The sequence below is a fragment of the Thermobacillus sp. genome (genome assembly GCF_003390775.1).
Classification (GTDB): domain Bacteria; phylum Bacillota; class Bacilli; order Paenibacillales; family Paenibacillaceae; genus Thermobacillus; species Thermobacillus xylanilyticus.
Genome location: NZ_QEWA01000036.1, coordinates 45,527 through 69,746, shown reverse-complemented (window position 1 = coordinate 69,746; position 24,220 = coordinate 45,527). Strand labels below are relative to the sequence as shown.

17 protein-coding genes and 3 pseudogenes are annotated in these 24,220 nt (G+C 63.6%); 10 read left to right on the top strand and 10 right to left on the bottom strand.

The window, feature by feature from the left end; translation table 11 throughout:
* The first annotated feature begins 58 nt into the window (after window positions 1–58).
* From C6W55_RS08875 to C6W55_RS08860, 4 genes are read left to right on the top strand one after another with little or no spacing between them, the layout of a single operon-like run.
* On the top strand, window positions 59–814 hold the full coding sequence (locus C6W55_RS08875) for an IclR family transcriptional regulator (protein WP_015253415.1): 756 nt from the start codon (window positions 59–61) through the stop codon (window positions 812–814).
* Between the two features lie 49 nt (window positions 815–863).
* Window positions 864–1,760 (top strand): fumarylacetoacetate hydrolase family protein, encoded by an 897-nt coding sequence (locus C6W55_RS08870; protein ID WP_286892380.1) that lies wholly within the window; start codon window positions 864–866, stop codon window positions 1,758–1,760.
* 25 nt (window positions 1,761–1,785) lie between these two features.
* A complete protein-coding gene (gucD, locus tag C6W55_RS08865) occupies window positions 1,786–3,243 on the top strand; it encodes an alpha-ketoglutaric semialdehyde dehydrogenase GucD (RefSeq protein ID WP_286892379.1) in 1,458 nt (485 codons plus the stop codon).
* Between the two features lie 12 nt (window positions 3,244–3,255).
* On the top strand, window positions 3,256–5,304 hold the full coding sequence (locus tag C6W55_RS08860; protein ID WP_286892378.1) for a YjhG/YagF family D-xylonate dehydratase: 2,049 nt from the start codon (window positions 3,256–3,258) through the stop codon (window positions 5,302–5,304).
* A 709-nt stretch (window positions 5,305–6,013) separates the two neighbouring features.
* On the opposite strand, the gene melA is transcribed toward C6W55_RS08860, so the two are convergent.
* Window positions 6,014–7,312, bottom strand: a complete 1,299-nt coding sequence (gene melA, locus C6W55_RS08855) for an alpha-glucosidase/alpha-galactosidase (protein ID WP_015253410.1) — start codon at window positions 7,310–7,312, stop codon at window positions 6,014–6,016.
* A gap of 210 nt (window positions 7,313–7,522) precedes the next feature.
* Between melA and C6W55_RS08850 the strand changes: the two are divergent.
* The 5 genes and pseudogenes from C6W55_RS08850 to C6W55_RS08830 form a co-directional block, all read left to right on the top strand.
* Window positions 7,523–7,960: pseudogene (locus tag C6W55_RS08850) on the top strand (DUF6530 family protein); the annotation flags it as partial.
* Window positions 7,950–8,689: pseudogene (locus C6W55_RS08845) on the top strand (ABC transporter substrate-binding protein); the annotation flags it as partial. The pseudogenes C6W55_RS08850 and C6W55_RS08845, both read left to right, overlap by 11 nt.
* 22 nt (window positions 8,690–8,711) lie before the next feature.
* Window positions 8,712–9,734, top strand: coding sequence for a response regulator (locus C6W55_RS08840; RefSeq protein ID WP_286892377.1), 1,023 nt, complete (start codon window positions 8,712–8,714; stop codon window positions 9,732–9,734).
* A gap of 73 nt (window positions 9,735–9,807) precedes the next feature.
* Window positions 9,808–10,596, top strand: a complete 789-nt coding sequence (locus C6W55_RS08835) for a DUF2264 domain-containing protein (protein WP_483316357.1) — start codon at window positions 9,808–9,810, stop codon at window positions 10,594–10,596.
* 98 nt (window positions 10,597–10,694) lie between these two features.
* On the top strand, window positions 10,695–12,155 hold the full coding sequence (locus tag C6W55_RS08830; RefSeq protein WP_286892376.1) for an alpha-L-fucosidase: 1,461 nt from the start codon (window positions 10,695–10,697) through the stop codon (window positions 12,153–12,155).
* Between the two features lie 80 nt (window positions 12,156–12,235).
* Here the strand turns inward: C6W55_RS08830 and C6W55_RS08825 are convergent.
* The 8 genes and pseudogenes from C6W55_RS08825 to C6W55_RS08790 form a co-directional block, all read right to left on the bottom strand.
* A pseudogene (locus C6W55_RS08825) lies at window positions 12,236–12,508 on the bottom strand (DUF2961 domain-containing protein); the annotation flags it as partial.
* Between the two features lie 45 nt (window positions 12,509–12,553).
* Window positions 12,554–14,233 carry a CocE/NonD family hydrolase gene (locus C6W55_RS08820; protein WP_286892375.1) on the bottom strand — a complete coding sequence of 560 codons (1,680 nt, stop codon included), beginning with the start codon at window positions 14,231–14,233 and terminating at the stop codon, window positions 12,554–12,556.
* A gap of 37 nt (window positions 14,234–14,270) precedes the next feature.
* Window positions 14,271–14,939 (bottom strand): CoA transferase subunit B, encoded by a 669-nt coding sequence (locus C6W55_RS08815; RefSeq protein WP_286892374.1) that lies wholly within the window; start codon window positions 14,937–14,939, stop codon window positions 14,271–14,273.
* Between the two features lie 78 nt (window positions 14,940–15,017).
* Window positions 15,018–15,707 carry a CoA transferase subunit A gene (locus C6W55_RS08810; RefSeq protein ID WP_286892373.1) on the bottom strand — a complete coding sequence of 230 codons (690 nt, stop codon included), beginning with the start codon at window positions 15,705–15,707 and terminating at the stop codon, window positions 15,018–15,020.
* On the bottom strand, window positions 15,704–16,912 hold the full coding sequence (locus tag C6W55_RS08805; protein WP_286892372.1) for an acetyl-CoA C-acetyltransferase: 1,209 nt from the start codon (window positions 16,910–16,912) through the stop codon (window positions 15,704–15,706). The genes C6W55_RS08810 and C6W55_RS08805 overlap by 4 nt, the downstream gene beginning before the upstream one ends.
* Window positions 16,913–16,921: 9 nt before the next feature.
* The gene (locus C6W55_RS08800) at window positions 16,922–18,634 is read right to left on the bottom strand and encodes a CocE/NonD family hydrolase (protein WP_286892371.1); all 1,713 of its coding nucleotides are present in this window, start codon (window positions 18,632–18,634) and stop codon (window positions 16,922–16,924) included.
* Window positions 18,635–18,669: 35 nt separating this feature from the next.
* The gene (locus C6W55_RS08795; RefSeq protein WP_286892370.1) at window positions 18,670–19,542 is read right to left on the bottom strand and encodes a hydroxymethylglutaryl-CoA lyase; all 873 of its coding nucleotides are present in this window, start codon (window positions 19,540–19,542) and stop codon (window positions 18,670–18,672) included.
* 2 nt (window positions 19,543–19,544) lie between these two features.
* The gene (locus tag C6W55_RS08790) at window positions 19,545–20,777 is read right to left on the bottom strand and encodes a CaiB/BaiF CoA transferase family protein (protein WP_286892369.1); all 1,233 of its coding nucleotides are present in this window, start codon (window positions 20,775–20,777) and stop codon (window positions 19,545–19,547) included.
* 165 nt (window positions 20,778–20,942) lie between these two features.
* On the opposite strand from C6W55_RS08790, the gene C6W55_RS08785 reads away from it, so the two are divergent.
* A complete protein-coding gene (locus tag C6W55_RS08785; protein ID WP_041853753.1) occupies window positions 20,943–21,845 on the top strand; it encodes a LysR family transcriptional regulator in 903 nt (300 codons plus the stop codon).
* 69 nt (window positions 21,846–21,914) lie between these two features.
* Here C6W55_RS08785 and C6W55_RS08780 read toward each other — a convergent pair whose 3' ends face one another.
* Window positions 21,915–24,203, bottom strand: a complete 2,289-nt coding sequence (locus C6W55_RS08780) for a beta-glucosidase (protein WP_286892368.1) — start codon at window positions 24,201–24,203, stop codon at window positions 21,915–21,917.
* Window positions 24,204–24,220 lie beyond the last annotated feature (17 nt).

Here is a 24,220-nt window from a genome sequence, read left to right as displayed (position 1 = left end):
AAAGATCATAAAACTATATTTTATATTATAAAACTTTGAGTCAAGGAGTCATTGCGACATGCCGATCATCCAGGCGCTGGACCGGGCGCTGCGCATTCTCGACCTGTTCGACGAGCACACCCCCGAGCTGAAACTGACCGAGATCAGCGCGCGCATGCAGCTGCACAAAAGCACCGCGCACGCGCTGCTGCGAACGCTGCAAATCCACGGCTACATCGAGCAGGACGAGGAGAGCGGCAAGTACCGGCTCGGCCTTCGCTTGCTGGAAAAAGGACAGATGCTGCTGCAAAATCTCGACATCCGCAACGTGGCCAGACCGCATTTGCAAGCCCTTTCGGACGCGACCGGGCAGACGGCGCATCTGCTCATTCTGGACGGCCGGGAGGGGGTGTACATCGACAAGGTGGAAGGGGCGCAGGCGGCCATCCGCTATTCCCGCATCGGCCGCCGGGTGCCGCTGCACAGCAGCGCCAGCGGCAAGGTGCTGGCCGCCTTCCAGCCGCCGGACGCGCTGGAGCGTCTGCTGGCCGGCTACAGTTACGTGCGGCACACGCCGAACACCATCGATTCCGAAGCGATGTTTCGCCGGGAGCTGGATGAGGTTCGAAAGAACGGCTGCGCCTTCGACCGGGAAGAGAATGAACCCGGCGTCCTGTGCATCGCGGCGCCGATTTTCGGCCATGACGGGCAGGTGCTTGCCGCCATGAGCCTGTCGTGCATGACCGCGCGGGTGGACGAGGCGGAGGCGCAGCGGCTGGCGGAACGGGTGCGGAAGACGACGGCGGAGATTTCGGCCCGCCTCGGGCACCGCTGACGGAGAGCTGCACCCCCTCAAAAAAGATTATTTGAATGGAGTGAACCAGATGCGCATTATTCGTTACATCGGGGACGACGGAGCTGCGCGCCTCGCGGCGGTGACCGACGAGGAGCAGGCTTTCCCGCTCCGGTCGCCGGACTTCATGGCGCTGGTGCGGGAAGCGGACGAGGCGGGGATCACGCCGCTGGAAGCGGTGCGCCGTCAGATCGCGGGCGCACAGCCGCTGCCCGGCGACTGGCGCGAGTTGAACCTGCTGACGCCGGTGGATGCGCCCGAGGTGTGGGCGGCCGGCGTCACTTATGAGCGCAGCAAAGAAGCGCGCAACGAGGAGTCGAAGGGCGCCGCAACCGGCGATGAAACGTTCTACGACAAGGTGTACCGGGCCGAGCGGCCGGAGATTTTCTTCAAGTCGACGAACGCCCGCACGGCGCGGCCGGGCACACCCGTCTGCATCCGCAGCGACTCGGACTGGCAGGTGCCCGAGCCGGAACTCGGCATCGTGCTGGACCGCGGCGGCCGCATCCTCGGCTACACGGTCGGCAACGACATGAGCTGCCGCGACATCGAGGGCGAGAACCCGCTCTATCTGCCGCAGGCGAAAATCTGGCGCCGCTCCTGTTCCATCGGTCCGGCGATCCGGCTGGCGGAAACCGTGCCGAATCCGTATGACCTGACGATCACCTGCCGCATCTATCGGGACGGTCAATTGGCGGTGAACGAGTCGGCCAATACGGGGCAGCTCCGGCGGAAGCTGGACGAACTGGCGTCCTTCCTCGTGCGGGACAACGTCGTCTTCGACGGCACCGTGCTGCTGACCGGCACCTGCATCGTGCCGCCCGACCGGTTCACGCTGCAGCCCGGCGACCGGATCGAGATCGACATCACCGGCATCGGCACCCTGATCAACCCTGTCGCGGCGGCGGACGCGGCAATCCAGGATTAAGTCTCACAATCGGGAGGAATCATCGATGGCGAATGCCCCTGTTTTCCAAAACTACATCAACGGCGAATGGCGCGGCTCTTCCACCGGGGACACCGTTGCCAGCGTGAACCCGGCCAATCGCCATGACATTGTCGGCCTCGTGCCGAATTCGGGCCGGGAAGACCTCGAGAGCGCCGTGGCCGCCGCGGATGCGGCCCGGACGGCGTGGCGCAAGCTGGCGGGACCGGCGCGCGGCCAGCTGCTGTACAAGGCCGCGGACATCCTCGAAAGCCGGATTGACGACATCGCCGAGACGATGACGCGCGAGATGGGCAAGACGTTCGGCGAAGCGAAGGGCGAAACCGCGCGCGGCGTGGCGTTGCTCCGCTACTACGCCGGCGAAGGCATGCGGAAGATCGGCGACGTCATCCCGGCCACCGACGCTGCGGCGCTCATGTTCACGACGCGTGTGCCGCTCGGCGTCGTCGGCGTCATCACGCCGTGGAACTTCCCCGTCGCCATTCCGGTGTGGAAAATCGCCCCCGCCCTCATCTACGGCAACACGGTCGTCTGGAAACCGGCGACGGAGACGGCGGTTACCGCGGCCAAGGTCGCGGCCTGCTTCCATGACGCCGGGCTGCCGGCGGGCGTGCTGAACCTCGTGATCGGCAGCGGCTCGGTCATTGGCCAGGGCATCGCCGACCATCCCGGCATCCACGGCGTCACGTTCACCGGCTCCAACGGGGTCGGCAAGCGCATCGCCCAGGCGGCGCTCGCCCGCGGCGCGAAATATCAGCTCGAGATGGGCGGCAAAAACCCGGTCATCGTCCTGAAGGACGCCGATCTGGAGCTCGCGGTGAACGCGACGATCAGCGGCGGCCTCCGCTCGACCGGCCAGAAATGCACCGCGACGAGCCGCGTCATCGTGGAGAAGGAGATCTACCCGGCATTCCGCGAGAAGCTGCTGGAGAAGATCGCCGCGCTCAAAGTCGGCAACGGCATGGACGCATCGACCTGGCTCGGCCCGTGCGCGAGCGAGAGTCAGATGGAGACGGTGCTCGGCTACATCCGCAAGGGCGTCGAGGAAGGCGCGGAGCTCGTGTGCGGGGGCGAGCGGTTGAGTGAAGGTGAGATGGCAAACGGATTTTTCGTGGCGCCGACCGTTTTTGACCGGGTGACGCCCGACATGACGATCTTCCGGGAAGAAATCTTCGGGCCGGTGCTGGCGCTGGTGCAGGCGGAAAATCTGGAAGAAGCGCTCCGTCTCGCCAACGATTCGGAGTACGGCCTGAGCGCGTCCATTTTCACGCGGGACATCGGCAGCATCCTGACCTTCATTCAAGACATGGACGCCGGGCTGGTGCGGGTGAACGAGGAGACGGCCGGCGTCGAGCTGCAGGCGCCGTTCGGCGGCATGAAGAACTCCAGCTCGCATTCGCGCGAACAGGGCACGGCCGCGATCGAGTTCTACACCGCCATCAAGACCGTGTTCGTGAAGGGTTGAGGAGCGACCGCCATGTCATCCGTTCTGGAAAAAATCCTCGGCCGCCCGGACGACGACGACTACCGCATCGACACGCACGCGCCCGGCCCGGAAGGGTCGCTGCCGCTGACGCCGGAGATGCTGCGCGAGAGCCCGAGCGGCGACCTGTTCGGGTGGTCGCAGAACGTCGGCATGGGCTGGGATCCCGCCCGGCTGCTCGGTCCGCAGGTGCTCATCCTCGGCACGCAGGGCGGCATCCGCGATGAGGACGGCCGTCCGGTGGCGCTCGGCTACCATACGGGCCACTGGGAAGTCGGCCTGCTGATGCGGGCCGCAGCGGAGGAAGTGGCCGGCCTGGGCGGCGTGCCGTTCGCCGGGTACGTCAGCGACCCGTGCGACGGCCGTTCGCAGGGCACGACCGGCATGTTCGACTCGCTGCCATACCGGAACGACGCAGCGATCGTCATCCGCCGGCTCATCCGCTCTCTGCCGACCCGGCGGGCGGTGCTCGGCGTCGCCACCTGCGACAAGGGGCTGCCGGCGATGATGCTCGGCCTTGCCGGCACATGGAATCTGCCGTCCGTCATCGTGCCCGGCGGGGTCACGCTGCCGCCGACGCGCGGAGAGGACGCCGGCAAGATCCAGACGATCGGCGTCCGGTTCGCGCGCGGCGAGCTCTCGCTGGAGGAGGCGGCCGACCTCGGCTGCCGGGCGTGCGCCACGCCGGGCGGCGGCTGCCAGTTCCTCGGCACCGCCGCGACCGCGCAGGTGGTCGCCGAGGCGCTCGGCCTGACGGTGCCGCACGCGGCGCTCGCCCCTTCGGGGCAGCGGGTCTGGGCGCAGATGGCGCGCCAGTCCGCCCGCGCGGCGCTGCACATGGCGGAGAGCGGCCTGACCACGGGCCGCATCCTGACCGACGCGTCCATCCGCAACGCGATGGTCGTGCACGCCGCGTTCGGCGGCTCCACGAACCTGCTGCTGCACGTGCCCGCGATCGCGCACGCGGCCGGCCTGCGCGTGCCGGACGTCACCGACTGGACCGCGGTGAACCGGTCCGTGCCGCGCCTTGTCAGCGCGCTGCCGAACGGGCCGGTCCCCCACCCGACCGTGCGCGTCTTTCTGGCGGGCGGCGTGCCGGAGGTGATGCTCCATCTGCGGCGGCTCGGCCTGCTCGATGAGACCGTCCTGACGGTGACCGGCGAGACGCTCGGCGCCGTGCTGGACTGGTGGGAATCGTCCGAGCGGCGCCATCGGATGCGGCAGCACCTGCTGGAGCGGGACGGCGTCGACCCGGACACGGTCATCTATCCGCCGGAGAAGGCAAGCGCCGCCGGCCTGACGTCGACCGTCACCTTCCCGGTCGGCAACATCGCGCCGGAAGGCTCGGTCGTCAAGTCGGCGGCGATCGATCCGGCGCTGGTGGACGAGGACGGCGTGTACCGGCACGTGGGCCGGGCGAAGGTGTTCACCTCGGAACGGGCGGCGATCCGCGCGATCAAGGAAGGCCGCATCGTCGGCGGCGACATCCTCGTGCTGATCGGCTGCGGGCCGTCGGGCACCGGCATGGAGGAGACGTATCAGCTCACGTCGGCTTTGAAGCATTTGCCGTTCGACGGCAAGGTGTCGCTGCTCACCGACGCCCGGTTCTCCGGCGTGTCCACCGGCGCCTGCATCGGCCATATCGGACCGGAGGCGCTGGCGGGCGGACCGCTCGGCAAGGTGCGGGACGGCGACTGGATCGACATCCGCATCGACCTGAACCGGCTGGAAGGCCGCATCGACATGGTCGGCGACGGCGAAGCTCCGGCGACCCCCGCCGAAGGGGCCGAGGTGCTGGCCCGGCGCGGGCCGCACCCGGACATGGCCAGCCATTCGCTGCTGCCGGACGACACGCGGCTGTGGGCCGCGTTGCAGGCGGCCAGCGGCGGCACGTGGCGCGGCTGCGTGTACGACGTCGACCGGATCATCAAGGTACTGGAGGCGGGCACGAAGGCGCTGGCCGCTGCCCGGGAAGACGGAGAATCGGCGAGCGCTGGCGGCACGGTGAATGCTGGCGGCAAGGAGAGCGCTGGCAGCGCATGAACCCGGACGACATGAAGTTCATGAACGTCTGCCATCAATGATAAAGGGCTGTCACTGACGGCATCTTATGCCGTTGGTGACGGCCCTTTCTGTGATTACCCAGACGTTCGCCCGACCGGAGCAAGTGCTAACGAAACTACGACACGCTATTCCGCCCGAGGGTGCCGATTTCAGAATGCTATTTCAATCAGGCCATTTTCGCCCCCGCAAAGCCCGAACAGCGTACCTCAGTTTCGTTGCGTTTCCGGAACCCCACGTTTTGTCACAAATCAAGCCGCTGAGTTTCGTTAGGGAGCCTTCTCGATCCCAAAAACTCGGCGGATGACCAGACTGCGCAATTCTAACGGAACTCACAGCCGTTATAGGCCCCATCCGATGCGTTTCAAAATTCTGACGGAACCCAGATACCTTATTGCGGTCCGAACCGGCCAAAAATCGCCTGCTCAGGCCAAATAAGTGCGCTCAGTTCCGTTAGAATTTCCAAAAGGGGCAATTTCGGAAAAATAGCGTCTCCCGGTTCCGTTAGCGCATACTCCATCCATTGGCGCACACCCCGACACACCGGCATCCCAAACAGCGGTGCACGATCTCCCCAACTTCGGCGCACCGAGCTATCGCCCTGTACTTCACCCTCACCTCACCACAATGCCAAGAGGACGTGCACCAGCACGTCCCCTCAGCACGTCCCTTTCATCGTTCGCGCTGCTTTTTAGTGGAACTTCGGCAGCCAGTCGCCGTGCGCCTCGATCAGATCGTCGCACAGGGCGACGATGTCGTCGATCGACAGCTCGGCCGACGTGTGCGGATCGAGCATCGCCGCGTGATAGATATGCTCCTTCTTCCGCGTAATCGCCGCTTCGATCGTCAGCAGCTGCGTATTGATGTTCGTCCGGTTCAGCGCGGCGAGCTGCGGCGGCAGATCGCCGACATACGTCGGCGTCACCCCGCTGGCGTCCACCAGACAGGGCACCTCGACGCAAGCTTCCTTCGGCAGATTCGTGATCAGCCCGGTGTTCATGACGTTGCCGCCGATCTTGAACGGCACATCCGTCTCGATCGCTTCAAAAATATAGGACGCATACTCGTTCGAACGCTGGTGCTGCAGATTGACGTTGTTCACGAGCGACTCCCGCATTCTTTTCCAGTCCTCGATCTGCTTCACGCAGCGGCGCGGATACTCGTCCAGCGGAATATTGTACTTCTCGATCAGCTCGGGATATTGCTTCTTGATGAAATACGGATGATACTCGGCGTTGTGCTCGGACGATTCCGTCACATAATAGCCGAAGCGGAACATCAGCTCGAAGCGGACCATGTCGTCGTGCTTCTCTTTCTGCTTCTCCCGCGCCCGCCGCTTGATCTCGGGGTACAGGTCCACCCCGTCCTTCGTCACTTCCAGCAGCCAGGCCATATGGTTGATGCCGGCGATCTTCCACTGCACGCCGGACGGGTCCATGCCCAGCGACTTGAACAGGTGCGGGACGCAAGCCTGCACGCTGTGGCACAGGCCGACGGTGCGGACGCCGCCGTATGTATTCATGACGTTCGTCAGCACGGCCATCGGGTTCGTGTAATTCAGGAACAGCGCGTCCGGGCACACTTCCTGGATGTCCCGCGCGAAGTCGAGCATGACCGGGATCGTCCGCAGGTTCCGGAAAATGCCCCCGATCCCCACCGTGTCGCCGATCGTCTGGCGCAGCCCGTATTTCTTCGGCACTTCGAAGTCGGTGATCGTACACGGGTCATAGCCGCCGACCTGGATCGCGTTGACGATGTATTTGGCTCCCCGCAGCGCTTCCTTCCGGTCGGTGTACGATTTGATGCGGCAGGTGCTGCCGGTCGTCGCCTTGAGATTGTTGAGCATGTTCTCCGAGTCTTTCAGCCGCTCCAGGTCAATATCGTACAACGCCAGTTCGAATCCTTGCAGGGCCGGCGTCAGCATGCAGTCTCCGAGGACGTTTTTGGCGAAAACGGTGCTGCCGGCGCCGAGAAACGTAATCTTCGACAATGCGCTCATCCTCCATTCTGTAAGCGGTAATTTTGACTTGATTATAATGCCGGCACCGCGATCACACCATGGAAGTATGCCATCTTGATATGGAGAAATGTAGGGATCAATCTCCATTTGACACCCGTTCTCGCCCGCGGTACAAACAAACTGTTGATTCAGTAATTCAGTAAATCAGTAAGACCAATTAAACCACCGAGGCGATTACGCATGAAAATTCCCACCAATCTGAAACACAAACCGGTCATCGTCTGCGAAAACTACGAAAACGTCGACGGCAAATACGCCTATCGCTCGGACGCCAAGGGCATTTCACTGGGGCTGGCGCAATGGAACGACCGCGGCAAGCTCGATATTTCCGCCAAGGTCTGGCGGCATACGGGCGGGAAATGGTCGCGGCAGTCGGAGGAATTGCCGCTGCACCGCGTGCTGGATCTCGCGATTCTCGTCTGCCGGGCGCAGCTGCATTTTCAGGACGCCCACCGGTACGAGAAGCTGTATGATCCGGAGAACCCCCGAATCGACCGGGTCGGCCTGCAGGGCGACGCCATGACGGTGGAAGTGTGCACGGACAACGAGATGATCGACGAGGACATCCGCCTGTTCAGCCAGGCGCTGAGCCAGGAAGGCGAAATTCTCGGCGAGCGGCGAGCAGCTCGACGTGCTCATGTTCTCCGATCCCGCTTCCTACGCGCAGCGGGTCAGCATCGGCATGGTGGCGCCGATCGACGAGTTCATCGCGAAGGTAGGATTCAACGTCGCCGACGAATATCGCGTCGACACGACGCTGGGGGCAAAGTGTACGCCCTGCCCGGCAAGTTCAACCCGTGGTACGTTCTGCTGAACAAGGACCACCTCGACGCGGCCGGCCTGCCGGTACCGCAGGACTGGACCTGGGACGATTTCGGGCGGTACGCGAAAGAGCTGACCACGGAGTTTCTGAAAGATGACGGTTCCTCCAACCTGGACAGCCCGCTTTTCCGCAAGACGCTCGAGCTCAGATGGCAGATGGAGAAGGAAGACCAGTCGGCGGTGCCCTACGCGGACATGCTGTCGCAGAAGCTGCATTACCGCACCCAGTTCTTCAATCAGGACGCGAGCATGATCCTGATCGGCAGCTGGATGAACAGCGAGCTCGGCGGCACGGAGCAGAACCCGCTGGACCACCATGTGGCGGTCGCGCCGTATCCGAAGAACGATCCTTCCGATCCGATCGGCGTCACGCCCGTCACGACCGATTTCATGGCGGTGGCCGAGAAGTCGAAGCACAAGGAAGAAGCGTACACGTTTATCCGCTGGTACACGACGGAAGGGCTCGCCAACTACGGGCGCAACATCCCGTCCTGGACCCAGGTGGACGGCAGCTCGCTGGAGAAGGCTCATCGAGAGCATACGGGAGATGAACCCGAACGTCCGGGCGGCGATCCTGTCCTGCCATTCCCAGTTCCACTACGCCCAGCAGGCGATGAAGCTGAAGGTGCAGGACTATCTGCTGAAGGATACGTTCGACCCGTCGGAGCTGCACGATCTGCTCCGTCAGTTCAAGGCGTCCCTGGACGAGGAGCGGCTCACGGACCGTCAGCGGGAGCAGCTTCGCCGCATGCTGGACAAGAACCGCGAGAAAATGAAAGAGGCGTTCATCCGCAGCGCCATCCATCAGCCGATCCCGCATCCGGAAGCGTGGCTGCAGGAGCTGAAGTCGTTCGGCCTGCGGACGGACGACGCGGTCTTCCTCCCGGTGCTGGCGCATGTCGACCGCATGCAGCAGGCGTGGAAGCGGTTCCTGACCGAAGACGTGCTCCGCTACGCCATCCACAACGTGATCGACGAGATCACGTCCGGCCGCCCGGAGGTCGTGCATTTCTCCTACAGCGCGCGGCGGTCGATCTTCGTCTTCGCCTTCGAGCGGAGCCTGAAAATCAATCCGCACGACGAAGCGGCGGCCTGCGTCAGGGAAGTGCTGCACCATCTCCGGCGCTCCCTGAAGCTGTCGATGTCGTTCATCATCGGTGAACGGTGCGCCGCGCCGCGGGAGCTGCAGAAGGAGCTGGCGGACCTGCTCGGCGGCCAGCGCTTCTATCTGGAAGAAGGGGCCGTGGTCAAAAAGCAGCCGCCGACCTATGCCGGCATCGAGCTGTTCCGCTACTACGACCGGGCGAAGGAAGAGTTCCGGAACACGCTGCTCGACCGGCGGGCGGACGTGCTGCCCGCCGTCGTTCGGCGATGGATCGGCTATATCCGGGACAATCCCCGGCCTCCCGAAGCGATCAAGGACTGGGTGCTCAAGCTGGCGCTCGATCTGAAGCTGAAGGTGCACGCGATGCAATACTTCCAGACGACGCAAGCCGAAGAGGCCTGCACCGGGAAATCTTCGAGATCGACTCCCTGTCAGAGCTGGAAAGCTGGCTGGTCGCGTACTTGAGGTCGCTCCGCCCCGTCGTCGACGACATCCTGCAGACCGGCTGGGTGCGCACGTTCGTCTGGCGCAAGCGGGCGTGCCCCGTGCGGAGCTGTGGGAGAAGCTGCCGGAGCGGGTGCGCGGGCAGGTCGCTTCGGCCTTGAAGCAGACCCGCAGCCGGAAGCCGTGCTTCAACAACTGGCTGCTGTTCTCCGCCCTGATCGAGGCGGCCTTGCTTCGGATGGGCGAAGACTGGGACCCGATGCGGGTCGACTACGCCCTGAAGCAGCACGAACAGTGGTACGCCGGCGACGGCGCGTACGGAGACGGACCGCATTTCCGCTGGGATTACCACAACAGCTTCGTCATCCATCCGATGCTGATCGATCTGCTCGCGGAGGTCGGCGCGGAGGACCCGGAATGGGAGGCGATGAAGGAGCCGGTGCTGCGCCGCGCGCAGCGGTACGCGGAAGTGCTGGAGCGGCTCATCTCCCCCGAGGGAACCTTCCCGCCGATCGGGCGGTCGCTCGCCTACCTGTTCGGCGTGTTCCATCTGCTCGCCCAGCTCGCGCTGCTGCGGCGGCTGCCGGAGCCGCTGCCGGAGCCGCAGGCGCGCGCCGCGCTGACGGCGGTCATCCGCAACATGATCGAGCCGGAGGGCACCTTCGACGGCAACGGCTGGCTCCGCATCGGCTTCCGCGGCCACCAGCCGTGGATCGGCGAGCCGTACATCAATACGGGCAGCCTCTACCTGTGCACCGTCGTCTTCCTGCCGCTCGGCCTGGTTGTGTCGGACCCGTTCTGGAGCGGCGAGCCGATGGACTGGACGGCGAAGAAGATCTGGTCCGGCGGCCAGGCGAAGATTGACAAGGCGCTGGATATCTAGACTCCCATCTGTAACCGTTTTCGATTTTAATTATGAAATTGCCGCCTTGGCCGTTATAATTGTCGTGTGCAACCATGAACGAAAGGCGGGCTTGACGGATGTTGAACCGAAAAGCTTATCTGCGGAAGATCGAGGAGAAGATTGCGGCGGGAAGATTCAAGGATGACTGGGATTCGCTTTCGGCTTTTCAACTGCCGAATTGGTACAGACAAGCCAAATTCGGCATCTTTATTCACTGGGGCGTTTATTCGGTGCCTGCTTTCGGCAATGAATGGTACCCCCGCAACATGTACATCCGGGGATCGAAGGAGTACGAACATCACCTTGCCACATACGGAGAACATCAACACTTTGGCTACAAAGACTTTATCCCGATGTTCAAGGCGGAGAGGTTCGATGCGAATGAATGGGCGGAACTGTTCACCCGGGCCGGCGCCAAATATGTGATGCCGGTAGCCGAGCATCATGACGGCTTCCAAATGTACAAAAGTGAGTTGTCGCGATTCAATGCCTATGAACAAGGGCCGTGCCGGGATCTGCTCGGCGAGATGAAACAGGCGTTTGAACGCCATGGACTGGCATTCTGTGTCTCCTCTCATCGTGCGGAGCACTGGTTCTTCATGTCCCACGGCAAGGCGTTCGACTCCGACATCCGGGAGCCGCTCGTCTGCGGCGACTTTTATTGGCCTGCGATGCCCGAACCCGATCATCAGGATCTGTTCGGCTCCCCGCCCCATGAGGAGTTTCTGGAAGACTGGCTGCTCCGCTGCTGCGAGCTGGTCGATCAATATCGGCCGAAAGTGTTCTATTTCGACTGGTGGATCCAAAACGCCGCGTTCAAACCTTATCTGAAAAAATTCGCCGCTTACTACTATAACAAGGGCGAGGAATGGGGAGAGCCGGTCATTATCAACTACAAGCATGACGCCTTCATGTTCGGCACCGCGGTTCCCGACGTGGAGAGGGGACAATTTGCGGATTTGAAGCCGTATTATTGGCAGACCGATACGGCCGTTGCACGCAACTCTTGGTGCTATACGCCGAACAATGCGTACAAAACTCCCCGGGAAATCGTGCAGGATCTGGTCGATATCGTGAGCAAAAACGGCAACCTGCTGCTCAATGTCGGGCCGAAAGCGGACGGCACGATTCCCGAGGAGGACCGGAACATCCTGCTCGCCATCGGCGATTGGCTGCGGGTGAACGGCGAGGCGATCTACGACACGACATACTGGCGGACTTACGGCGAAGGTCCGACGGAAGTCAAGGAAGGCCATTTCACGGATGGAACGGCCAAACGGTTTACAAGCGAAGATATCAGGTTTACGGTGAAAGGGCGGTACCTGTACGCGACCGTGTTGGCCTACCCGGAGGACGGTGTCGTACGCATTCGGTCCTTGCGGGAACATTCGCCCCACTTCCACGGCATAATCAAGGACATCCGCGTATTGGGCTTTGAGGAACAGCCCGAATGGGAACGGAACGGGGATGCGCTGGTCTTGCGGACGAAGTCCGTGTCCAGCTCGATGCCGGTCGTCTTCCGGATGATGATCGATTAAGGTTCCGCCGCCGTATATCGTCTGAAAAAATCCCCGCCCTGCACGGAGCGTGCAAGGAGCGGGGATTTTGCGGATGAGGGTCAGACCACTTCCAACTCGTCGCTGCCGGGAATCGGACCGAACGACGCATGCGGCTCCGCCTGATACCAGAACGCGGTCGACGCGATGTCGTCCCGCCGGGACAGATATCGGCCGTCCGGCATCCAACCGAGCGCCTGGATCGTCACCTTCAAATCCTCGTCGAACCGGATCGGGTCCATGATGTGCCATCGGTACATGCCGAATCGCTGCTGGCTGCGGTACAGGCCGTCCGGCTGGATGACCTGATGAAGGCCGAGGAAGGGTGTCGAGAAGACGCCGTACTGGCCGGGCGATCGCTTTTGTGCTTCAGATTCGCATCATTTGTCCGAGACGACCGGAAATTCGATGCGCGAGTCGTACATACCTCCGAGATGGATCGTTTGCCTGGCTGCTCTCGTGTCCGCAATCAACGCCCATGTGCCGGCGATGTTGGGGTGGACGTGATAGGCGGGAAAATCCGATGATGACACGTCCACCCGAATGCGGGATCCCCGCTTCACCGTCCAGGTGATCGGCCAAAGCTCGATGACAGCCTCCACCACATCGCCCGGAGTATATCGAATCGGGACAGTTGCGCCATTCCGATAGGCGAGGCTCGTAATGCCGTCCCGGATATTGACGGCTTTCCCGTCCGGCAAGACCTCCATAACCTGGACGGTGAAGGCCGTGTCTTCCGCATCGGAACGGACGAACAGGCGGGCGCGTATCCGCCCTGTGATGCGCAAATCTTCCGCCAGCGGCTCCGAGACGAAGTTGATGACATCCGCCCGCGCACCCGTCGGCGGCTGGACCACGCTCGCCGGCGGCACCGCGTCGGGGTCCCCGGTCAGGTAATGCATGACCGCCGCCCCGCCGCGCGAAGGCACCGGATTGTCCGGATCGTAGCGATACGAGACGGACGAAGGTTCCGCCGCCTTCTCCGTTGACAGCAAGCGGGCCGCCGCATCAACGGGCTGCGGATGGAGATGGAACGCCCGCAGCCCGCCCGCGCCGATGCCGCCCGTCCATGCCTGCCAGCGGTTCTCCCGGATGATGTAGGTTTGGATGCCGGGCGCAAGCTCCGGGTCCATCCCTTTCAGATGATGGTTGAACCAGGCCAGTGCGGCGTCCCGCTGCCTGGGGCCGAACCGGTCGTGACCCGGATATTCAAGGTCGCCGGACACTCCCTCGGTGTGGATCCACGGACCGATGATGAGCGCGCTCCGCGCGCGAACATCCTCCAGCAGCTTGTCGAAGCTGATCACGGAAGCTTCCAGGTTGTGGTCAAACCAGCCGGCCGTCATCATGACCGGAACGCGGGTCTTGACCGGCTTCTCCTTCAATTCGGCCCAGAAGCCGTTCCTCCAGTACGGACTGTCGGGACTGACCTCGGTCACCCAGTCCCGGTACCACGGCAGCCTGCGGCCGAACAGCCGCTCGTCCATCTCGACGTGCGGGCGGACGGCCAGCGCCTCCCGATACAGTCCGGGGCGTCTTGCCGCTCCCGGCACGCCGGAATTGCCGAGCGCCCAGGAGGTGTAGATATCGTGCCGGAACATGCCGTTCATATAGTTCTGCCGGTATCGCTCGATGCCGGTAAAGCCGATGCACATCGTCTTCACTTCGGGCGGCAGCCGGTCCGCCATGCACCATTGCACGACGCCGCAGTAGGAAGAGCCGTAGGTGGCCGCGTTGCCGTCCATCCACGGCTGCCGGACGAGCCACCCGAGACTGTCCAGTCCGTCCTGCTCCTCATGCGCGAACGGAACCCATTCTCCCTCCGATGCCCCCGTCCCTCTGCACTCCTGGATGACGAAGACATATCCATGGCGGGTCCAGAACTTCGCCTGTTCGTGCCAGAACGGCAGCATCCCGGGATACGGCGACCGGCTGAAAATGACCGGCCACGGCCCGCTTCCCTCGGGAAAATGCACGTGGGTGGCCAGGCGCACGCCGTCCCGCATTTCCACACGATACGTCTTGCAGCCGAATTCGTCCATATCGACCTCACCTTGCACCGGGCCGCTCCCCGGCTTTTTTATCATTGTCGGCCATTCAATAAGCGTCCAAAATCAAATCGTCCGCCACCAACAAGTCGGGTTCCGTACATGCGCGAATATCGTCAACGGCAAATCCGACGGCCGCTTCCCGGAGCAGCAGTCCGCCCGGCGTCACATCAATGACGGCCCGGTCGGTAATGATCCGGTTCACGACCCCCCGGCCGGTCAGGGGCAGCGAACATTGCCGGACGATCTTCGGCGAGCCGTTCTTGCTGACATGCTCCATCACGACGATGATGCGCCTCGCGCCGTGCACCAGGTCCATCGCGCCGCCCATGCCCTTGACCATTTTGCCGGGAATCATCCAGTTGGCGAGATCGCCCGCCTCGGACACTTCCATGCCGCCCAGGATGGCGAGGTCGAGATGGCCGCCGCGAATCATGGCGAACGACTCCGCGCTGTCGAAGAAAGCGGCGCCGGGCACCGCCGTCACCGTTTCCTTGCCCGCGTTGATCAGATCCGGGTCCACTTCGGCTTCCGTCGGATACGGGCCGACGCCGAGCAGACCGTTCTCGGAATGAAGCATCACCTGTTTGTCCGGCGCGATGTAATTCGCCACCAGCGTGGGAATGCCAATGCCCAGGTTGACGTAGTTTCCGGAAGAGATCTCCTTCTCGGCCCTTCTGGCCAGCTTCTCTCTTCCGGCCGTTCGATCCGCGCTCATGATTCTCTCCTCGCTTTCGCGCTGGTTCAGTCCATTGTCCGGCTTCGAATGGCTCCTTCGGAGGGACAATCCGGAACGCTATCCGCGAACCGCCCGCCGCTCGATCCGCTTCTGCTGTCGCCCGACGATGAGCCGCTGCACATAGATCCCCGGCGTATGGATCGCGTCCGGGTCGAACGTTCCCGTCTCGCAGAGCTCCTCCACTTCGGCGATGGTGACGGCGCCGGCCGCGGCCATCATCGGATTGAAGTTGCGTGCCGTCTTGTTGTAGATCAGATTGCCCATGCGGTCCGCCTTCGCCGCGCGAATCAGGCTGAAATCGGCCCGCAGCGCATGTTCCAGCACGTATTCCTTGCCGCCAAACACGCGGACTTCCTTGCCTTCGGCAGCCGGCGTGCCGACCCCCGCGGGCGTGTAGAACGCCGGGATGCCCGCGCCGCCGGCGCGGATTTTCTCGGCCAGCGTCCCTTGCGGGATCAGCTCGACCTCGATTTCGCCGGCCAGCACCTGGCGCTCGAATTCCTTGTTCTCGCCGACATAAGAAGCGATGATCTTGCGGATTTGCCGTCTCTGCAGCAGCAATCCGAGTCCCCAATCGTCCACGCCGCAGTTGTTGGAGATGACGGTCAGATTCCGCACATCCCGCTCCGCCAGCGCGAGAATCAGGTTTTCCGGGATGCCGACAAGTCCGAACCCGCCGATCATGAGCACGGCGCCGTCCGGAATATCGCGGGTCGCTTCAAGAAATGATGCATAGACCGGTTTCATCGGTCACCCTCCCTCAAGCTTGCGTCCGGCCGTTCCACCACGGCGGCGATGCCCTGCCCGCCGCCGATGCACAGGGCGGCCAGTCCGTACCGGACATCCCGCCGCGCCATCTCGTGCAGCAGCGTGACCAGGATGCGCGCGCCGCTGGCGCCGATCGGATGGCCCAAGGCGATGGCGCCGCCGTTCACATTCACGATGGCCGGATCGAGCTCCAGTTCCTTCCGGCAGGCGAGCATCTGGGCGGCGAACGCTTCGTTCAGTTCGGCGAGGCCGACATCGGCGAGGCCGATCCCGGCCCGGTCCAGCGCCTTGCGGACGGCGGGCACGGGCCCCAGCCCCATGACCGCCGGATCGACGCCCGCCGAAGCGACGGACCGGATGACCGCCATCGGCTTCAGCCCGAGCGCCCGCGCCTTCTCCGCGCTCATGATGACGGCCGCCGCGGCTCCGTCATTGATGCCCGAGGCGTTGCCCGCGGTCACCAGGCCGTCCGGCCTGAACGCCGGGCGCAGCGCGCCCAGCGCCTCCAATGTCGTGTCCGGCCGCGGATATTCATCCGCTTCGAACCGGACCGTCTTGCCGCCGCGCGCCGGAATGTCCACCGGGACGATTTCTTCCCGGAACCGCCCGGCCTCGATGGCTGCGGCGGCCTTCCGCTGGCTTTCCAAGGCGATCCGGTCCAGTTCCTCCCGCGTGAGGTCAAGCCGTTCGCACAAGTTCTCTGCGGTAATGCCCATATGATGGTCCCCGATGGCGCACCACAGGCCGTCCGCGATCATGCTGTCGATGACCGTGCGGTGTCCCATGCGCAGGCCGCCGCGCGCGTCCGGGAGCAGATAGGGCGCCCGGCTCATGTTCTCCATGCCGCCCGCGACAACCGTCGTCTGATCGCCGCAGCGGATAGCCTGCCACGCCAATTGCACCGCCTTCAACCCTGAGCCGCAAACCTTGTTGATGGTGACGGCCGGCGTCTCCTGCGGCAGCCCTGCCGCCAGGGCGGCCTGGCGCGCCGGATTCTGACCTTCGCCGGCTTGCAGGACATTGCCCATGATGACTTCGTCCACCATGGCCGGCGCAATGCCGGCCCGTTCAACCGCAGCCCGGACGACAATCTCGCCGAGCCTTGCCGCGGACATATCTTTCAGACTGCCCATGAACTTGCCAATCGGCGTCCGGACAGCGCTTACAATTACCGCTTCGGACATGAGAGGCATTCAACTCCTTTCATCGGCGGTCGGAATTTCGATCCGCGACGGGTATTGGCCGCCGAGGTGAATCCCTTGGCCGGCAACCCGCGTATCCGCCTGCAGCGCCCAGCATCCGGACGTGTTCGAGTGGGCGTGATAGGCCGGAAAATTCGATGATGACACGTCGAGCCGGAGCCGGAAGCCTCTGCGCACCGTCCAGGTGATCGGCCACAGTTCGATCGTGACCTCTTCCACGCTGCCGGGAATGTATTCGACCGGCAGTTGAGCGCCGTTGCGGAAGGACAGACTGGTGATGCCGTCCCGGATATTGTAGGCGGCGCCATCGGGAGCCACCTCCATCAGGTTCACCGTAAACGCCGTATCCGGCGCATCGGAGCTGACATGCAGATGAACCTTGACGCTGCCCGCAATGGGCAAATCCTCATCCAGCGGATCAGACAGGAAGCTGATGACGTCATCGCGGTATCCCGGCGGTTCCTGGCGCAGGCTGGCCGGCTTCGGCGCGTCGGGCGCGCCGGAGAGATAGCGCAACAGTCCCGCTCCGCCGCGTGTCGGCACGGGGTTTAACGGATCGTACCGATATCCGATTCGGCCTTCCTGAAGGTCCGGCACATCCGTGATCCGGTATGGCGCCTTGTCTCCGCCCGCCAGGTACAGGACGCGTCGGCCGTTCGCCTCGAAGCCGTCCGTCCAGCGGCGCCAGCGCCCTTCCCGCACCACGTAGGTCATCGTCTCGCCCGCCGGCGGCGCCTCCTTGCTCCCCCTGAGGTGATGGTCGAACCAGCGGATCGCTTCGGCCATCAGGTTGAGCTCCCCGTCCGGATATTCCAGATCCCCGGAAGGCGCGAGCGTATGCACCCACGGTCCGACGATCAGGCGGCTCATCGCACGGGTGCCCTGCGGCAATTTCCGGTAGTCCCTGAGCATGCCGTCCAGATGGTGGTCGAACCATCCGGCCGCCATCAGCACGGGCGTCTGGATGTACTTCGGGATTTCCCGCAGCTCGGCCCAGAATCCGTTGCTCCAGTAATCGTCCAGCGGGCTCGTGCTGGTGATCCATTGCCGGTACCAGGGCAGCCGCTTTCCGAACAGCCGCTCATCCATTTCGATGTGCGGCCGGACCGAGACGGCCCTTGCGAACAGATCCCGCGGGTCAAGCGGCTCGGTTCCCGCGTTCTCGAGCGCCCATCCGGTGTAGACATCCATCCGGAACATGCCGTTCATGTAGTGGCTCCTGAACCGTTCCGTCGAGTAGCCGGACAGCACCATCGCCTTCACTTCCTGCGGGAAGCGGTCCGCCATCGCGAGCTGCACGGCGCTCAGATACGAATGCCCGTAGGTGCCGATGTTGCCGTCCATCCATGGCTGCCTGATGATCCAGTCGATCGTGTCGAGTCCGTCCAGGCGCTCGTTCACGAAGGGCGTCCATTCGCCTCCGGACTTGCCCGTTCCGCGGCAGTCCTGCACGACCGCGGCATAGCCGTACTCGTTCCAGATGGCGGCCGTCACCTCGAGCATCGGCACCGTTCCGGCGTACGGGTTGCGGATGAGCACGACGGGCCAGGGCCCCGAACCTTCCGGCAGGTATACGCGGGTGTACAGTTCCGCGCCGTCGCGCATGGCTACCCGGTATTCGCGCATCTGCCCGGCTTCATATCTGGGCTCGGGCAATCCCTGTCTGAGCCGGGAGACGAAAAGATCAAGTTCAGCCACCGTCATTCCCCCTCGAATCGGTCATCGTTACCGCGAGTTATTCATCCGGTTCGCGACAGCGCTTGCAAAATGAACGCCGAAGCCTCCGACAGTTTCGTCATGTCGACGCCCGTCCGCACCTCCATCGCGTGCAGCATGCGGACCATGTCGCCGGTGGACACGTTCCCCGCGGCGCCCGGCGCATACGGACAGCCGCCCAGTCCGCCGCAGGACGCATCGAAGGTCCGGATGCCCATCTGCAGCGCAATGACGGTGTTGGCCAGCGCCAGTCCGTTCGTATTGTGGAAATGAAGGGCGATCTTGTCCGGCGGCACCCGTCCGAGCAGCTCCGTCAGCACCGCCTCCACCTGCCGGGGATGGCCGACGCCGATCGTGTCGCCGAGCGACACTTCATCGACGCCCATCTCCAGCAGCGCCTCCGTCAAACGGACCGCCTGTTCCACGGAAACGGCCCCTTCATAGGGACATCCGAACACGGTGGACAAATACCCCCGCACCGTCTTGCCGGCCGCCTTCGCCGCCGATGCCACTTCCCGCAGCACCGGCAATGTCTCGTCAATCGATTTGTTGATGTTCTTGCGGTTATGCGTTTCGCTGGCGGACATGAATACCGCCGCCTCGTCGATTCCCGCGCGCAGCGCCCGCTCCAGTCCGCGCATGTTCGGCACCAGCGCCGCATAGGTGACGCCTTCGCGGCGGCGGAGCGCGGCGGCGACTTCCTCCGCATCGGCCAGCGGCGGAATCCACTTCGGACTGACGAACGACGTCACCTCGATGTAGGTCAGACCGGCATCCGCCAGGCGGTCAATCCATTCCAGCTTGACGGCGGTCGGCACGAAACCCGGCTCATTCTGCAGGCCGTCGCGGGGGCCCACTTCCCGGATCCGTACCCGTTCGGGCCATCGGGACGCCATGGTTAATCCACTCCTTCGCCCGCCGCGGCGCCGAGACGGCCGGCGCGGCTTTCCCGCACGATGCCCCGTTCCGCCAGTTCCGCGACATCGCCATCCGAATAGCCCAGCTCCAGCAGAATTTCCCGGGTATGCTGCCCCAGCAGCGGCGGCGAGCTCCGGACCTTCACCTCGCGCTCGGAATACCGGATCGGTGTCCGAATGACCGGCAATCGTCCGAATACCGGGTGTTCGACTTCCTCGATCAAACCGTGGTCTTGAATGAGATCGCTCGTCACCAGCTGCTCCACGTTCCAGACCGGGCCGTGCAGCACCCCGCGGGCCTCGAAGATTCGGCACCACTCGTCCGTCGTGCGGGTCGAGAAGATCGCATTGAGCCGTTCCGTCAGCTCTTCGCGGTACTCCAGGCGCAGCCGGTTCGTGCGGAACCGCTCGTGGTCCGCCAGTTCCGGGCAGCCGATCGCCTCGCAGAACGTTCGCCAGGCTTCGTCGCTCTGCGCTCCCGCCATCAGCCATCCGTCATGCGTCGGAAAAGCCTGATACGGTACGACCTCCGCGTGCTGATTCCCGTGCGGCTTCGGCGACTGTCCGGTGGCCACGTACTGCGCGAACCGGGTGGACAGATTGAACACCATCGTATCGATCAGATTGAGCCGGATGTGCTGCCCGGCTCCCGTCCGCTCCCGATCCACCAGCGCGGCGCAAATGGCGCCGAACGCCATGTACGCGGTGGAAATGTCCGCGACGGGAACGCCGACCAGCATCGGTTCGCCGTCCAGTCGGCCCGTCAGGCTCATGACGGCGCCCATTCCCTGCACAATCGGGTCCATGCCCGGTCGCTTGACGTATGCGGGCGTATCGCCGAACGCCGAAATGGAGCAATAGACGATCCGCGGATTGATCGCGCGAATCTGTTCGTAGCCGACCCCGAGCTTGTCACACGTGCCGGGCCGGTAGTTCTCGATGATCACGTCGGCCTCGCGCGCCAGCCGGTGGACGATGCGCACGCCCTCCGGCTCCTTGAGGTTGACCGCGATCGAACGTTTCCCGTGGTTGTAGGCCGCGAACAGGTAACTTTCGCCATCCTTGAAATGGCTGCCGGCCTTCCGGACCTGATCGCCCTGCGGCGGCTCGATTTTGATGACATCGGCGCCCAGGTCGGCCAACATATTGGCGCAGTACGGGGCGACCAGCCAATGCGCGATCTCGATCACCTTGATGCCCGACAACGGTCCCATCTTGCCCGTCCTCCCATGTTGATCTGTTTGTTTCGGCGGTCTGCGGCGACCTCTCCGACTCCTTACGGATCATTGTAAATATAGTGTTTTCTTATGTAAAATACGTAAATATAATGTTTGTATAGGCTTTTCCTATTTTATTGCGAAAGCGGTGAAGTCTCGCCCATGCGGACCGAACAGTTGCAATATTTTGTGGAAGTGGCCCGCCAACAGTCGTTCTCGCTCGCAGCCGAACGATTGCACATTGCCCAGCCGAGCATCAGCCAGGCCATCAAGGGGCTGGAACAGGAACTGAACGTGCAGTTGTTCACGAGATCGCGGGCGGGCGTCCGGCTTACGCCCATCGGCCGCGCGCTGCTTCCCAAAGCCCAGAACATTCTGAACATGGTTGAAGAATTGTGCGAGGAAGCGCGCTCCGAGACCGATCAGATCGAAGGCCGGCTGCAGATCGCCGCCATCCCGAGCATGATGAACACGTTCCTCAGCGAGACGCTGTCCCGCTACAAGAAGCAGCATCCCAACGTACGCCTGGAAGTGAAGGAGGCGGGCACCAACCAGATCGTGCAGGAGGTGCTGGCCGAACAGGTGAACATCGGCATCGTATCGTGCCAGCCCGGCGAGACGTTCGATCCGCGCATCGAATTTGCCCCTCTGCTGAGCGGCACCTATGTCGTCTATGTCGGCCGGCACTCTTCCATCCCGCTGCAAAATCCGGTTCCCCGCGAGCTGATCGCCCGTCAGCCGCTGATCACCCTGCAGCACGAATACCGGCAGGTGGATTACCTGCGGAAGCTGCTCGGCACCGATGACCTGAACATCCTGGTCTCCCTCGGCTATACGGAAGCGGCCAAGAAGATGATCAGCGAAGGCATCGCCATCGGCTTCTATCCGGATTTCTCGGTCGGCCAGGACCCCTATGTCCAGTCCGGCGACATCATCCCGCTCGACATTGCGGACAACGGGCTCTCCCTGCGGTTCGGCTGGATCCGGTCCCGGCAGCAGCGCTTCTCGCTGGCCGCCCGGAAGTTCGTCCGGGTACTGAAAGAGGTCATTGACGCCCGCGGCTGACGAACCAAGAACGGCTGCCTCGCGACGCCGCGGTTCCGGCATCCCGAAGCAGCCGAAAGTTCGGCAAGCTCACGTCGAAGAGACGAGACGGTTCAGTTCTTCCAGCAGCGCGTCCAGATCCGTCGCCGATTCGCGGTTGAAGCTGGCGATGTTGCGCAGCGGCATGTATTTCAAGAACGCTTCCAGCATGACCTTGAGCTCCTCCGTCGGCGCACTGCCGAACGGGGCATTCTTCTCCAGCATCCGTCTGACGTACGGCGCCGTCCGCTCGTCCGCCAGCAGGTCGCCGATCAGCGTGTTGCGGTGAATGACCCAGGGCAGCGTCACCGTCGACTCGACATAAATGGAGCCTTGCAGCCGGATGTCCCGCGACGATGCGCCGACGAGGATGTCGAACTCCCCGCTCTCCACACGCCAATCCCGGATGGCCGGCTCGTAGTAGGCGAAGGCGCGTTTGCCCAGCCTGAACGTCACCGTTTTCCGCTCGCCGGGCTGAAGTTCCACCTTGGCGAACCCTTTCAATTCCTTGACCGGACGGATGACGGAGCTTTCCCGGTCGCGGACGTAGAGCTGTACAATCTCTTTGCCCGCCCGCTCGCCGGTGTTGGCGATCGTGACGCGCACTTCGGCCGTCTCCCCGTCGCTCATCCGCGCGCGGTCGATCTCGATCTTCTCGTAGGCAAACGTCGTGTAGCTGAGGCCGTGCCCGAACGGGAACAGCGGCTCGATCTCCTTCGCGTCGTAATACCGGTAGCCGACGAACAGCCCTTCCCGGTATTCGACGCGGTCCCCTTCACCCGGGAAGAACAGGTGCGAAGGGTTGTCGGACAGCTTGTGCGGGAACGTCTCCGCCAGTTTGCCCGACGGATTGACGTCGCCGAACAGCACGTCGGCCACCGCGCCGCCCATCGCCTGGCCGCCCAGATAGGCCTCCAGCACCGCTTTCGCGTGGCCGAGCCACGGCATTTCCACGGGCGCACCGTTGCACAAGACGACGACAACCCGCTCCTGCACGCCCGCCACCGCTTCGATCAGCGACTGTTGATTGCCCGGCATCCGCAGATGGGTGCGGTCGAACCCTTCCGACTCCCAACTCTCCGGCAATCCGGCGAAAATGACGGCGACATCGGCCGCGGCCGCCGCCTGCAGCGCCTCTTCCACCAGCCGGTCATCCGCCGCATCGTTCGCCAGTTCGTAGCCTTGCGCATAGACGACTTTCGCGGCGGGTCCCGCCGAACGGCGGATTTCGTCGAGCGGGTTGTCCAGCCGCGTCGGCTTGACGTGGGAGCTGCCGCCGCCCTGGTAGCGCGGCTTCACGGCGAGCTCGCCGATTACCGCGATCCGGCCGGACTTCTCAAGCGGCAGCGTGCCGTCTTCGTTGCGCAGCAACACCATGCTCTCGCCGGCGGCCCTGCGCGCCAGCCGGTGATGCGCATCCGCATCATAGCTTGCACCCGGCTTCCTGCTGTCTACCGCCCTCAGAATGATGGTCAGCAGCCGCTCGACGGCCCGATCCAGCACGTCCTCCGGCAGGCTGCCATTCCGCACCGCTTCCACGACTTTCCGGTCGTTGATGCCGCCATTGCCCGGCATTTCCAGCTCCAGACCGGCCGCAACGCCCGCCGCCCGGTCGTTGACGGCTCCCCAGTCAGAGACGACGAATCCTTCGTGGCCCCACTCTTCTTTCAGGATGCGGGTCAGGAGCTCCGGATGTTCGGATGCGTAGGTGCCGTTCACCTTGTTGTACGAGCACATGACCGTCCAGGGCTGCGCCTGCCTGACCGCGCCTTCGAAGCTGGCCAGATAAATCTCGCGCAGCGTCCGCTCGTCGACGACCGCGTCGACCGACATTCTGCGGTGCTCCTGGTTGTTGACCGCGTAATGCTTGAGCGACGTGCCGACGCCCTTGCTCTGGACGCCGAGGATGTGATGCGCCGCCATTTCCGACGACAGGTACGGATCTTCCGAGAAATATTCAAAGTTGCGTCCGCACAGCGGCGAGCGCTTGATGTTCGCCCCCGGCCCGAGCAGAATCGCCACATCTTCGGCCTGGCACTCCTCGCCGAGCGCTTCGCCCACCTCGCGGATGAGGCCGCGATCCCAGGAGCTGGCGAGCGCCGCCGCCGTCGGGAAGCAGGTCGCGGGCACGCTGTCGAACAGCCCCAGATTGTCGGCGTCTGCCCGCTGTTTCCGCAGGCCGTGCGGTCCGTCGGTCATCATGACGGACGGAATGCCGAGCCGTTCGATCGGCTTCGTCGTCCAGAAGTCGCGTCCCGACAGAAGCGAGGCCTTCTCTTCCAAAGTCATCTGCCGCACGAGCGCGCGGACATCCCTTGTTTGCGGCGTTTGCGAATCCATCGAACCCCTCCTGTCAA

What these genes read in the sequence shown, in the direction of transcription:
- C6W55_RS08875 (WP_015253415.1), top strand. Translation starts at nt 59, where the DNA reads ATGCCGATCATCCAGGCGCTGGACCGGGCGCTGCGCATTCTCGACCTG.
- C6W55_RS08870 (WP_286892380.1), top strand. Translation starts at nt 864, where the DNA reads ATGCGCATTATTCGTTACATCGGGGACGACGGAGCTGCGCGCCTCGCG.
- gucD (WP_286892379.1), top strand. Translation starts at nt 1,786, where the DNA reads ATGGCGAATGCCCCTGTTTTCCAAAACTACATCAACGGCGAATGGCGC.
- C6W55_RS08860 (WP_286892378.1), top strand. Translation starts at nt 3,256, where the DNA reads ATGTCATCCGTTCTGGAAAAAATCCTCGGCCGCCCGGACGACGACGAC.
- C6W55_RS08840 (WP_286892377.1), top strand. Translation starts at nt 8,712, where the DNA reads ATGAACCCGAACGTCCGGGCGGCGATCCTGTCCTGCCATTCCCAGTTC.
- C6W55_RS08830 (WP_286892376.1), top strand. Translation starts at nt 10,695, where the DNA reads ATGTTGAACCGAAAAGCTTATCTGCGGAAGATCGAGGAGAAGATTGCG.
- C6W55_RS08815 (WP_286892374.1), bottom strand. Translation starts at nt 14,939, where the DNA reads ATGAGCGCGGATCGAACGGCCGGAAGAGAGAAGCTGGCCAGAAGGGCC.
- C6W55_RS08810 (WP_286892373.1), bottom strand. Translation starts at nt 15,707, where the DNA reads ATGAAACCGGTCTATGCATCATTTCTTGAAGCGACCCGCGATATTCCG.
- C6W55_RS08805 (WP_286892372.1), bottom strand. Translation starts at nt 16,912, where the DNA reads ATGTCCGAAGCGGTAATTGTAAGCGCTGTCCGGACGCCGATTGGCAAG.
- C6W55_RS08800 (WP_286892371.1), bottom strand. Translation starts at nt 18,634, where the DNA reads ATGACGGTGGCTGAACTTGATCTTTTCGTCTCCCGGCTCAGACAGGGA.
- C6W55_RS08795 (WP_286892370.1), bottom strand. Translation starts at nt 19,542, where the DNA reads ATGGCGTCCCGATGGCCCGAACGGGTACGGATCCGGGAAGTGGGCCCC.
- C6W55_RS08790 (WP_286892369.1), bottom strand. Translation starts at nt 20,777, where the DNA reads ATGGGACCGTTGTCGGGCATCAAGGTGATCGAGATCGCGCATTGGCTG.
- C6W55_RS08785 (WP_041853753.1), top strand. Translation starts at nt 20,943, where the DNA reads ATGCGGACCGAACAGTTGCAATATTTTGTGGAAGTGGCCCGCCAACAG.
- C6W55_RS08780 (WP_286892368.1), bottom strand. Translation starts at nt 24,203, where the DNA reads ATGGATTCGCAAACGCCGCAAACAAGGGATGTCCGCGCGCTCGTGCGG.